The sequence below is a fragment of the Shewanella profunda genome, from assembly GCF_023283765.1.
GTDB classification, from domain to species: Bacteria; Pseudomonadota; Gammaproteobacteria; order Enterobacterales; family Shewanellaceae; genus Shewanella; species Shewanella profunda.
Window position 1 is genome coordinate 1 of sequence record NZ_JAKILG010000076.1, and the last position, 11462, is coordinate 11462.

Consider the following 11462-nt stretch of genomic DNA (forward strand, 5'->3'; position numbering starts at 1 on the left):
GTCATCGCCAAGCGCCTAATTATCTTGTAAAGATGTAACTAAGCCAGCTGAATAAGCTGGCTTTTTTGCGTCTGTAATTTGTACAATTTAGTCTATTTTTCCTACAGATGAATAATACCAATCTACATAAAGATTAAGTCAGTTTAATCCACTCTCTTGAGCACATTGTTTTTAACCTTTTAGGGACGGAAATAAACTCGTTCCAAGCCTTCGAAACCTGCTCAAGGATTCTTTGCGTGATAGCGCTAAGAGTTGCTTAGATTTTTCAGAATTAATAGTACTGAGCCAGATAATGTAGAATGCACTCTAATTAGATCACATCTTTTAGCAGAATGGTATAACACAAATTTCTCAATAGGTTAATTGCTATATCGGGCTATAGATTTGATTTTGTGCTCTCTTTTAAATTCGCCCAATAACCAGCCAGAATAGCACCTGAGAGGTTGTGCCATATTGAGAAGATGGCACTGGGAATTGCCGAGATAGGGCTAAAGAATTTGATGCATAGCGCTGTCGCGAGTCCGGAGTTTTGTAGGCCGACTTCAATGGAGATGGTTTTACAGACTGTGTGGTTAAAACCCAATAAACGGCAGCAGATGTAGCCTAAAGCTAGGCCAAGTCCATTGTGTAAAAATACGGCCAACAGAATAATTGGGCTAACTTTATCGAACTGATTGGCATTTAAGGCGACGATGATCGTAATTGCCATCACGATGGCGAAGATAGATATCAGTGGTAATGCAGGGGTGATTTTGGTGACGAGTGATTTCAATAAGTGATTGATAATTACGCCTAGACTTACAGGGATAAGTACTATTTTCACTAAGCTTAGCAACATATCTATGAGGGGAATATCTATCATCTGACCAATAAGCAGCTTAATGATCAGAGGGGTGAGTATAACGCTCGCTAAAGTTGATAGCGCCGTCATGGTAATTGAGAGGGCCACATCACCTTTTGCCAAATAACAGACGACATTAGAGGCTGTGCCGCCTGCAACACTACCCACTAGCACCATTCCGATGGTGAGATCCCTATCTAACCCCAATAAAAAACTTATCAGTAATGCACTCAGCGGCATGACCGAAAATTGTAGTATAAGCCCAGTGACTACAGCACGTTTTTGTTTAAATGCATTAGCAAAATCTTGCAGATTTAGGGTGAGTCCCATGGATAGCATGATAATCATCAGCAGCGGCACGATGGAAGATTTAAGATCGGTAAACCAATTTGGTTCCAGATAAGCCGTTAATGCGCCTAATAGTGCAAGCAGCGGGAAAAATCGGTTAACATTCGCTAACATAGTAAGCCTTTTCAAAACAATAAGTTATTTTTATTATATTGGATAATGACAGTCCATCTACCGATAGACAAGGAGTTATCGGGCAGAGGATATGTGGGCTAAATAAATAATTTTTTATTTTCAGCATTTCGACTGACTCCTTAACCTAACTGCCCAAAACTACTATAGATTTCATAGAGACGCGTTTGGTATCAATGTATTTAAGATCGCTAAAACATGATCTGCTTAACAAAAAGCCCGTGATTTCCTTGTTAGGAAACCGTAACTTATAACCAGTTCACGTTTTGAGTTTCTCATACAAGGTAGTCTAATTGCGCTAGGTGGTCGTGAATTACCTAAAGCTATTTCGGTGTTTACGGTTAGCACTCTCAGATAGGAATTGTTATGTCTTCTGTTATTCAAACGCTCAGCGGCGCTATCGCAACGCCTTATCAAGCGAATATTACTGTCCCTAACTGGATGCTTAGCTCGATGGAACGAGTCATGCAGTACTATGTTGATAAGAATCTTCGCCTAGATACCTTGTCGGCGGAGATGATGCCTGCCCCTGTTGAGGGCAAAAAGTATATGCTGTACGCCCATGTTCCTTTCTGCCATACGCTTTGCTCCTACTGTACCTTCCACCGTTTTATGTTTAAGGAAGATAAGGCACGAGCTTATTTCATCTCGTTGCGTAAAGAGATGGAAATGGTCAAAGCCCTCGGCTATGACTTTGAATCCATGTACATTGGCGGTGGTACTACCACAGTGTTAGAGGATGAGTTAGCCCGCACCATCGAACATGCTAAGACCCTGTTCCCTAGTATTAAAGAAGTCTCCTGCGAGTCCGATCCGCAGCATTTAGACAGCCCAGGCTTTAAGCAACTCAAAGGTTTAGTGGATCGCATGTCCATCGGCGTGCAAAGCTTTAATGACGATATTTTAAAAATGACCGACCGACTCGATAAATTCGGTACGGGTCAGCAAACCTTCGACAAGATCATGGGCGCCAAAGAGCTGTTCCCTATTATCAACGTCGACCTGATTTTTGGTTTCCGCGGCCAAACCGATGAGATTATTCAACACGATCTCGACATGGCATCGCGTTTGGACCCTAGGCAAATTACCACCTATCCACTGATGATCACCCATCAGACTCGCAAGAGTGTTAAAGGTAAATTAGCAGCACCGCAGGCGGATATGGCAAACCAATATCGCCAGATTTTAAATAGCTTAAACGGTCAATATAATCAATTGTCAGCATGGGCATTTGGTAAGACAAATGATGAAGGGTTCGACGAATACGTTATCGATTACGATGAGTATTTAGGTGTAGGCTCTGGCTCATTCAGTTTCCTTAATGACACTCTCTATGTGAACACTTTTTCGCTACGTAAGTATCAAGAGCGTATCGCTGCGGGCCAAATGGGTGTCGAACAGCAAAAGAATTACAGCAAAAAAGACGTAATGCAATATCGCTTTTTGCTGGGCATGTTCTCTGGCCGCCTGTCGCGCAAATATTTCCGTGAGACCTTTGGCGTCAATTTGGATACCGCTTTGTTTAAAGAAATGACGTCAATGAAGTTAATTGGCGCGATTAAGAATGACCCAACAGATCCTGATAATCTAATCGTGACCGATAACGGCAAGATGATGGGTCTATTGATGATGAAAGAGTTTTATGCCGGCATGGACAACGTGCGGGCCCAGTTGCGTAAACCGCTAAAACCCTGTGATATGTAATGCTTATTGATGATTATTGATGAAAATTAAACAGGCCCTTTCGAGGGCCTTTTTGTTAGCTCAGTTTGGCGGTAATCTTGCCTTTATTCTACAGTTGAGCGTAATCCCAGAAATAATGGAGTATTCGTTATGGGCTTTAATGAACAAGAAAAACAAGCATTATTAGCACTTAAAGGCGTTGGCCCGACGGTGATTAAACGCTTCGAAGAAATTGGTATCAGCTCGCTGCAACAACTGGCCCAGCACGAAGTGGATGATATCGCTAACTTAGTCGCCAGTATGCTGCGCACCACTTGCTGGAAAAACAGCCCACAAGCGCGAAATGCCATAGGTGCGGCCATAGAGCTGGCCCGTGCGCAATAATCTATCCCCACTGATACTAAAAGCATCCAACTAGAGTTAAGAAGTTCATGTCAGCACACTTAGCCATACCCATTTTCGCTATAGTTTTACTCGTCTACGAAGAAACTGCCTCTGCCAACGACAGCAGTTTTGGTGATGCTAATGGCTCTATTACCTTGAAATATCAACCTAATATCAGTATGGATAAGGAATCCTTATATATTAGTGAAGCCGAGGTGAGGGTCGATTATGTGTTTACCAACACCAGCGACCAAGATTTAATCGTACCCGTCGCTTTTCCCATGCCACCTATGTACTTTGGCTCAGCAGATCACTGCAGTATCGAAAATTTCACCCTTAAGGTAAATGGCGTAGTTCAGCCCACTGAGCATAGATTAGTCGCTCAGTTAGAGGATAAAACCGATATTTCAGAGCAGCTTAAACAATTGGGGTGGGGCTTAGACGAGGTTGCTTATTTTTCCGAATATGCTGAGTTGCCAGAAGGCAAACAGCCCCTTCCCGTCCACTGGGTAGATAAAGACAACCAAGTGAGATTTACCCTAACCGACTACTTTGTTTGGCAACAAGAATTTCCTGCAGGCAAATCTGTCGCCATCAGCCATACCTATACCCCGAGTATCTCGACGGGTGTCCCCTTTGCGGCGGACAGCATCATTGAAACTTACGCGGAATCAGCCTGCCTCGATGATAGTGCAAAAAAAGGCATCAAAAAGCGTAACCTTGTGGTTAAGGACGAAGACGAGGATAGGGAAATCGGTGTGGCATGGAGTCATCTCAGCTATATTCTCGTGACTGCTAATAACTGGCAAGGAGCGATTAAGGATTTCAAACTCACGATTAAAAAGTCACAAGCTACCGACTTAATGAGTCTCTGCTTTGAGGGTAATTTGAAGAAAACTGACCCGCTGACCTTTGAGTTTCAACAGAATAACTTCATACCAACACAAGATCTCAGCATCTTATTTATCCGAAAACCTGAATTCGAGTAAATTCTAAACTTGCGCACGGATCGTAATAACATTAAAGCCAGAACGAATCGTTCTGGCTTTAATGTTAACCTTGAGTGTTCAGTATTAGCTTAAAAACTGTAGGTCATACCTAACCAGTAACGGCGGCCATCTTCGATATAACCGTATTCCTCTTGGGTAATTTCCTTATCGAAGGCGTTGTAAATGCCTGCACTAAATTTCAGGCTATTGTTCAATTGATAATTAGCCCCCAAATCCAGCAGAGTGTAAGAAGGCGCGATTAAACTGCTCGACGAAGGTCCAGTAGTAGGCTGGCTCTCTTCGCCACGGTAGTTCACCCTTAGCCAAGTGCTTAAACTATCAATAGGCTCGTAGTTGAAAGATGCTTGGATCAAATGCTTAGGCAATTGATTCAATGGGCTGCCTTTGTAAACACCTGTCTTTTGCTCCGAATCCGTATAGGTATAGTTACCCGTTAAGCTTAGGTTTGAGCGAATGCGATAATCGATACTCAGCTCAACCCCTTGGGTCACGGCTTCATCGATATTTACATAAGTCGTCGGATCTGAACCAAATTGATTCGGCCCTTCGGTACACTGGGTTGCCGGGCAGGCCACGCGGGTGATCTTGTCCTTAAACTCGTTATAGAACACGCCTGCACTGGCGGTAATGCTTTCGGTCAGATCTGAATATAAACCAAGCTCATAGTTGACGGAGGTCTCTGGTTCAAGATCCGGATTACCGTACATATTGCCGCCACGGCTGACTTGGCCCCAGTCTGGCACTGTCTGGCGTAAACTCGGCGCCCTAAAGCCCGTTGATACACCGCCCTTTAAGGTGGTGCTGTCGGTTAATCCCCAGACGCCATAAACGCGCGGACTGACATGATTACCAAAGTTTTCATCGTCATCCAAACGCAGTCCCATGGTCAGGGCAAAGCTATCGACTATGCGCCACTCGTCTTCGGAAAAGATGGACCATTGTTTACGGCTGATATTCTTCAGGTCACTTATCTGGTTACCCGTTTCATCGGTAAGATCTTGATGATTGAATGCTGCACCAAAGGTCGCCGTATGGCTTTGACCTATTGTTGTAATCAAACTGGATTGGGCATCTGTATTGGTGATCTTCATCTCACGGGATTTATTATCGTACTCCTCATGCTTGATATAGGTATCGGAAGTACCAAAGTCCCAGCGACCTGTATGTGAAAGGGAGAAGGTACTGTTTTCATATTCAGTGGTAGAGGATGCAGGGCAACCATTACGACCACAGCTTGCACCCGGTGCTAAAGGTGCAACAGTTTTCCCCAAACTACTATCGAGTTCTTGGTTTGATATCCCAACTTCGAGCATGATGTCGTGGTTTTCATTCGGTGTGAGTGCAAATTTTGCGGTCAGGTTAGTCGCATCGCGACCACGATAACCATCATAGATTTGGTCTTCTTCACGCTGGGTATATTGACCATATAGCTGTACGCCAAGCAGATCTTTAATTAACCCTCCATTTAAGAAAAAGTTACCCTGATACACATTCCCTGAGGCTGATTTTTCCTGCAGAGTTGTGTCGAGTCGCAGTTCACCTTGCCACTCGTTCGGCACTTTGCGCGTGATAATGTTGATCACACCGCCAATGGCATCCGAACCATAAAGTGATGACATAGGGCCGCGGACAATTTCAATTCTATCAATAGCAGCCAATGGTGGTGTCCAAGCGCCTTCGACTCCAGGGCCATCACTGTTAGTGCGAGTCTCGCGCGAGGATTGGCGTTTGCCATCCACTAAAATTAGTGTGTATTGGCTACCCATACCCCGCAGACTGATGTCCTGACGATCGGCGCCGCCCGTAATCACCACACCGGGCACTTCTAACATGGCATCGGTTAAGTCGCGATAGAAGCGGTTATCCAGATCCTCACGGGTGATCACGCTGATAGAAGCTGGCGCATCACGAATTTGCTGTTCGAATCCCGATGCGGTCACCACGATTCTCTCCATCATCTTTTCTTTATCCGGCGCGGTTTCGGCCATGGTACTTGCCACATTCAATCCGGGCAGCATACATAAAGCAGTAATTACTTGGGCGAGATACTTCTTACGACTTAACAACATAAACGACAAGTCTCCATCGAGAACATTTTGCAAATGAGAACAATTTTCAATACGGAAATGTATTCCTATGTTACAATTGACTCAAGTTAGACTTTGGGTAATCACTTGTAAGAGTTACTTAATAATGAATAAAAACATGATCAAGGGGATGATCGTTTTTGCGACTATTGCAGAAAAGGGCTCAATGAGCGCCGCGGCGCAGCAATTAAATCTCAGCTCGTCGGCGGTGAGTCAACAAGTAACTAAGCTAGAAATGGACATGGGGATCAGCCTGTTCCACCGCAATACCCGTAACCTGACACTCACAGAGGCCGGAAATTTATTCTATGAAAATTGCCGCAAAGTGATCAGTATCGTTGATAGCACTGAACAAAAACTCAACAACTTAAAAGGCATTCCTTCTGGAGAATTGAAGATTGCGGCGCCGGTAGGATTTGGCGGCGGTTTATTAAGTGAACCTTTTAACTATTTGCTTGCAGCTCATCCGCAAATAAGTTTGAACCTCGTTATGCAGGATGGCCCCATAGATATAGTGAACGAAGGCATTGATCTCGCTCTTTGCATTGGTCCACTCTCAGACTCAAACTTAATTGCTCGCCACTTGGCAGATTGGCGGATGTTGCTCTGCGCCTCGCCCGGTTATCTACCAATGCATAAAAACCTTAAGCATCCAGCTGAATTAGCTGAATTAAATCGGATATATCATGTTTATGCTAAGGGCGATATCTTAACCCACGCCCATAGCCGTGAGAATTTTGAACTGACTGGTCAGCGAATTAGCGTCAACAATATGCAGACCTTAATCCAGCTTACGCTCGATGGGCTAGGATATGCCGCTTTGCCCGAGCCAGAGGTGCGTGATTATCTTGATAAAGGTGTATTAGTGACCCTGTTACCCGAATGGTCGTTCAACACCTATAGCGTTTACAGCGTGACATCTGCACGGGATAGGCAGCCTGCTAAAGTGAAAGAAGCCTTAAATGCGCTTAGCCAATACTTTAGTCAAACGGATTTTAACCATGCCTATCAACTGAAAGGCGGTAGTTATAAAACAGAGAATATCAAAAGTAGCAAAGAGCATAGGTTAGGATTTTAGCTAACTCGCTCTAATAACAACTGTGTTGGCATCTTAGGGTAACGGTTTACACGCATTCATTTCTTACCAAAGCTGGGGTATTCTGCTGGGATGAATCGATAAAAGATGCAACCAAATAGATGAAAAATGTGGCCTTAGTATTAGAAGGTGGCGGCCTGAGAGCCATTTATACCGCAGGTGTGTTAGACGCGTTTTTACAGCAGTCACTTAATTTTAACTATGTGATAGGGGTGTCGGCGGGCGCTATTTATCCTGCATCCTATGTGTCACGTCAGTTTGGTCGTAATCTTAAAATCCAGCAGCAATATCTCAACGATAAACGTTATATGGGCGTTCGCCATTGGCTAGCAACCGGCAATTATGTTAACACTGACTTTACCTACCGCCGTATGGCCTACGAGTTGCTGCCATTTGATTTTGGTACGTTTTTAAATAGTGACACTGAATTTAAAGTCGGTGCTTTTAACTGTCTGGCGGGAAAAACCGATTACTTTGGCATGGCAGATTTTAGCAGTCACGATAAATTGCTTGATGTACTTATTGCCTCATCTAGCCTGCCTTTTATGTCTAAACCCTATGTGATCAATCACAATCACTACCTTGATGGCGGGATCGCCGAACCTATACCCGTGCTGCAGGCTCAAAAAGACGGTTATTCTCGCCAAGTGGTGATCTTGACTCAAGATCAGTATTACCAAAAATCACCAATGAAAATGAATTGGTTAGTGCGTAAAACCTATAAACGCTACCCCGCAGTTGCCCATGCGTTAAGTGAGCGCCACCGAGTTTATAATCGAGCATTAGCGGATTTAGACCAAGCCGTTATAGCGGGTAAGGCCTTTGTGATCCGTCCAGCACAGCCACTTAATTTGTCGAGACTTGATCGCAATATCGATAAAGTGACCCGCGTCTATCAGCAAGGGCTCGCCGATGGAAAAGCTATCTTGCCCGCCTTGCTTGTTTGGCTAGATAAGCCCAAAAGTGGCTAAGCCTAAGCCTAAGTCTGAGGCGAGTGCGACTGATGTACTCGGTCGATAATCAGCTTTCGTAGCCATTTATGGCTTAAGTCGTGCTCAAAGTGTTTGTGCCACATCAATAAATAAGCGCCGGGGATCAGCTTAATGGGAGAAGGCAAATACTGGAGATCGAAGGACTTCATCACAGCTAAAGCATAGCGGGAAGGCGCACAGAGGATAAGATCGCTCTGTTCACACAGGGCAAGCGCACTCTGAAAATCCGTGAGATTTACCGCAATATCTCGCTTGCGTCCTTCAAGCTGCAACACATCATCCAGCAACCAATGCTCTAAACCGCCAAAGGCCACCTGCAGATGGCGATAACTCAAGAAGGTATCTAAATTCCACTCTTGTGTTAGCGCCGGATGACCACGGCGCATCAAACACACAGGATAATCCTGCACTAACTCAACATGGCACAAGTCATCGGGAATGTTATTCACATGCATGGGCGAGCGCTCGTCCCACTCGCGGCAACCTATGGCTAAGTCGATGTCGCAGCGCAGTAATCTATCCATGGTATCGAGTCGCCACGTTTGGCAGTTGAGGCTAATGCTAGGTGCTTGGGTGAGTAGCGTAGGCATAAAATGGGGAAAGGTGAGCGAATAGGTGGTTTCGACCAAATGCATTCTAAACTGCCTTTGGCTTAAGGCAGGGTCGAAGCTGTCTGGTCGAGTAAATTGCGCCAATTGCTGTAAGCATTGGCGCAACTCGGGCGCGAGTGACAAAGCCTTGGGCGTAGGTTTTAGGCCATAGGCGGTACGCTCAAATAAAGGATCGTCAAACACTTCCCTCAAGCGTGTGAGCTGCTTACTCACCGCCGATTGGCTCAAATGCAACCGCGCAGCAGCGGCAGTCACGCTTTGTTCCTCAAGCAGGATTTCGAGTACGGGCAGTAAATTCAGATCCAAACGTTTTAGCATTTATCCCTCATTCAGCCCTGAATACTCCTTAGGGCAGTGCTTTTTTAAATGGATTAAGCCTAAGATTCTGTGGCAACTTCATCAATAACAGTGACAATAAAATCACTCCAATCCCCATCCATTGGCGCATATCTAAGGTTTCCCCCACAATCAATACTCCCAATGATACGGCAACCACGGGATTGACTAAAGCCACCATGCCCATGATTTCTGGTCCTAAGTTTCGCATCGACCACAGCCAAGCCCAATAGGCAACGGCGGTGTTGGCAATCACTAACCATATTAACGATGGCACCACAGTTATGCTCGGCAGTTGTGGCGGTCCCGCCATAAACCAAGCCAGCGGGATTAACATCAAACCACCCAATAATAGCTGCCACGCGGTCAACACTAAAAAGTCACCCACATCCCACTTTTGCATCCAGCGAGAAGAAAAGGCGACTAATGTCGTGGCACTGAGCAAACAGAGTACACCGATAGGATCGAGATCGGCCGAAGGGTTGAGCAGTAAAATCACCCCACCTAATCCCATCAAGCCTAATAATAACCACTTCATTCCTGGGCGTTTTTTATCAATGACCCAAGCAAGTATTAAGAAGATAAGTGGCAGCGTCGCCCCTAAGGTTCCCGCCACTGCGCCCGGCAAACGATAAGCACCGATAAACAGCAAGGCGAAGAAAGCGCCGATATTACAAAAAGCGAGCAAACCAAGCTTTGACCAAACCAGTGTTGGCAAACGAGGACGCAGCATCAACATTAATATCCCCGCAGGCAAGGCGCGCCACACGGCCACCCAGTAAGGCGACATATCTTGTAAGTAGAGACTCACTAACGCATAGGTAGTCCCCCAAAAAACTGGGGCGAGTAACGCAATAATAAAAGCCATAATGGTTCTTTATAATATATCTTGATGTAAAGATATATTATCCTGAGATAAATAAACAAGCAAGCGCTGTAACTGCCATAGGTTTACAGCTAATCCATTACACAGACACTGCGCTTAGATGCCGTTTGCCGTATAATCAGCCGTCATTTTCTACAGGCGGGCAAGTATGTTCCATATCGCACTCTTTGAGCCAGAAATCGCACCTAACACAGGTAATATCATTCGCTTATGCGCAAATAATGGCTGCCAACTGCATTTAATTGAGCCATTAGGTTTTGATCTAGAAGAGAAAAAACTACGTCGTGCGGGTTTAGACTATGCCGACTTAACCAATGTAACTCGCCATAAAGATTTCGATGCTTTTCTCGAAGCCATGGCGGGTAAGCGCATTATGGCCTGCACCACTAAGGGGAGCCGCCCGCATACTGAGCTGAGTTTTGCTAAGGATGATGTGCTGCTATTTGGCCCAGAAACCCGCGGTTTGCCGATGGCGATTATCGAATCTATCCCAATGGAGCAGAGATTACGTATCCCCATGGCGGCAACGAGTCGTAGTTTGAACCTTTCTAATGCAGTGGCCATTATTAGCTACGAAGCATGGCGCCAACTTGGGTTTGAAGGTGCAATTTAATGCTTAGGGATACTTATTTGGATTAATCTAGAGTTAACCTGTCAATATTCAAATCACGATGCAATTAGATCCGACAGGTTACTTTAATTCCATTCGACCCCAAAGCAAGACAGCTGAATCGTATATTGCGTTATATGCATTGCCATTGTTTCCCCAGTGACACGCCGTCTATTTCTTTCAAAATAAGTATCCCTGAGGCTCGGCGGCGGCATTCATGCCGCCAACGGTCACTGTTGCAACAGTGGCAATCTTAACTACCCCCTTACACTGTTCGTTTAGCTAAAAAGGTATTGCCCCATTGCGCGTTATCGGGGCTACTGACAATTAACTCCACAAGCTGTAAGTAGACCAAATTTTAGTAATGCTTCTGAGTTTCGAAAGGACTCTGACATTTATAATGTGTCTAACGGGCTAGTTGTCCCCGCAAAATGTTGGCCAAGTAC

10 protein-coding genes are annotated in these 11462 nt (G+C 45.0%); 6 read left to right on the plus strand and 4 right to left on the minus strand.

Features of this window, described 5'->3' with window-relative positions; translation table 11 throughout:
- Window positions 1–376: 376 nt before the first annotated feature.
- Window positions 377–1303, minus strand: a complete 927-nt coding sequence (locus L2744_RS20800; protein ID WP_248993663.1) for a bile acid:sodium symporter family protein — start codon at window positions 1301–1303, stop codon at window positions 377–379.
- Between the two features lie 384 nt (window positions 1304–1687).
- On the opposite strand from L2744_RS20800, the gene L2744_RS20805 reads away from it, so the two are divergent.
- The 3 genes from L2744_RS20805 to L2744_RS20815 all read left to right on the plus strand — a co-directional run bounded on the left by L2744_RS20805 (window position 1688) and on the right by L2744_RS20815 (window position 4377).
- A complete protein-coding gene (locus tag L2744_RS20805; protein ID WP_248993664.1) occupies window positions 1688–3025 on the plus strand; it encodes a coproporphyrinogen III oxidase family protein in 1338 nt (445 codons plus the stop codon).
- A gap of 129 nt (window positions 3026–3154) precedes the next feature.
- Entirely contained in the window at window positions 3155–3388 is a 234-nt protein-coding gene (locus L2744_RS20810; RefSeq protein WP_248993665.1) for a helix-hairpin-helix domain-containing protein, read from the plus strand.
- Between the two features lie 47 nt (window positions 3389–3435).
- Window positions 3436–4377, plus strand: a complete 942-nt coding sequence (locus L2744_RS20815; protein ID WP_248993666.1) for a DUF4424 domain-containing protein — start codon at window positions 3436–3438, stop codon at window positions 4375–4377.
- An 89-nt stretch (window positions 4378–4466) separates the two neighbouring features.
- Here L2744_RS20815 and L2744_RS20820 read toward each other — a convergent pair whose 3' ends face one another.
- Complete coding sequence (locus L2744_RS20820; RefSeq protein WP_248993667.1) at window positions 4467–6467, minus strand: ligand-gated channel protein; 2001 nt, start codon at window positions 6465–6467, stop codon at window positions 4467–4469.
- A gap of 124 nt (window positions 6468–6591) precedes the next feature.
- On the opposite strand from L2744_RS20820, the gene L2744_RS20825 reads away from it, so the two are divergent.
- A complete protein-coding gene (locus L2744_RS20825) occupies window positions 6592–7563 on the plus strand; it encodes a LysR family transcriptional regulator (protein ID WP_248993668.1) in 972 nt (323 codons plus the stop codon).
- Between the two features lie 119 nt (window positions 7564–7682).
- Window positions 7683–8552, plus strand: a complete 870-nt coding sequence (locus L2744_RS20830) for a patatin-like phospholipase family protein (protein WP_248993669.1) — start codon at window positions 7683–7685, stop codon at window positions 8550–8552.
- Window positions 8553–8560: 8 nt separating this feature from the next.
- Here L2744_RS20830 and L2744_RS20835 read toward each other — a convergent pair whose 3' ends face one another.
- Window positions 8561–9502, minus strand: coding sequence for a LysR family transcriptional regulator (locus tag L2744_RS20835; RefSeq protein WP_248993670.1), 942 nt, complete (start codon window positions 9500–9502; stop codon window positions 8561–8563).
- Between the two features lie 28 nt (window positions 9503–9530).
- A complete protein-coding gene (locus L2744_RS20840; protein ID WP_248993671.1) occupies window positions 9531–10388 on the minus strand; it encodes a DMT family transporter in 858 nt (285 codons plus the stop codon).
- Between the two features lie 166 nt (window positions 10389–10554).
- Between L2744_RS20840 and trmL the strand changes: the two genes are divergently transcribed.
- Complete coding sequence (gene trmL, locus L2744_RS20845; RefSeq protein WP_248993672.1) at window positions 10555–11019, plus strand: tRNA (uridine(34)/cytosine(34)/5-carboxymethylaminomethyluridine(34)-2'-O)-methyltransferase TrmL; 465 nt, start codon at window positions 10555–10557, stop codon at window positions 11017–11019.
- The last annotated feature ends 443 nt before the right edge of the window (window positions 11020–11462 follow it).

What these genes read in the sequence shown, in the direction of transcription:
- L2744_RS20815 (WP_248993666.1), top strand. Translation starts at nt 3,436, where the DNA reads ATGTCAGCACACTTAGCCATACCCATTTTCGCTATAGTTTTACTCGTC.
- L2744_RS20840 (WP_248993671.1), bottom strand. Translation starts at nt 10,388, where the DNA reads ATGGCTTTTATTATTGCGTTACTCGCCCCAGTTTTTTGGGGGACTACC.
- L2744_RS20830 (WP_248993669.1), top strand. Translation starts at nt 7,683, where the DNA reads ATGAAAAATGTGGCCTTAGTATTAGAAGGTGGCGGCCTGAGAGCCATT.
- L2744_RS20820 (WP_248993667.1), bottom strand. Translation starts at nt 6,467, where the DNA reads ATGTTGTTAAGTCGTAAGAAGTATCTCGCCCAAGTAATTACTGCTTTA.
- L2744_RS20805 (WP_248993664.1), top strand. Translation starts at nt 1,688, where the DNA reads ATGTCTTCTGTTATTCAAACGCTCAGCGGCGCTATCGCAACGCCTTAT.
- L2744_RS20810 (WP_248993665.1), top strand. Translation starts at nt 3,155, where the DNA reads ATGGGCTTTAATGAACAAGAAAAACAAGCATTATTAGCACTTAAAGGC.
- L2744_RS20800 (WP_248993663.1), bottom strand. Translation starts at nt 1,303, where the DNA reads ATGTTAGCGAATGTTAACCGATTTTTCCCGCTGCTTGCACTATTAGGC.
- L2744_RS20825 (WP_248993668.1), top strand. Translation starts at nt 6,592, where the DNA reads ATGAATAAAAACATGATCAAGGGGATGATCGTTTTTGCGACTATTGCA.
- L2744_RS20835 (WP_248993670.1), bottom strand. Translation starts at nt 9,502, where the DNA reads ATGCTAAAACGTTTGGATCTGAATTTACTGCCCGTACTCGAAATCCTG.
- trmL (WP_248993672.1), top strand. Translation starts at nt 10,555, where the DNA reads ATGTTCCATATCGCACTCTTTGAGCCAGAAATCGCACCTAACACAGGT.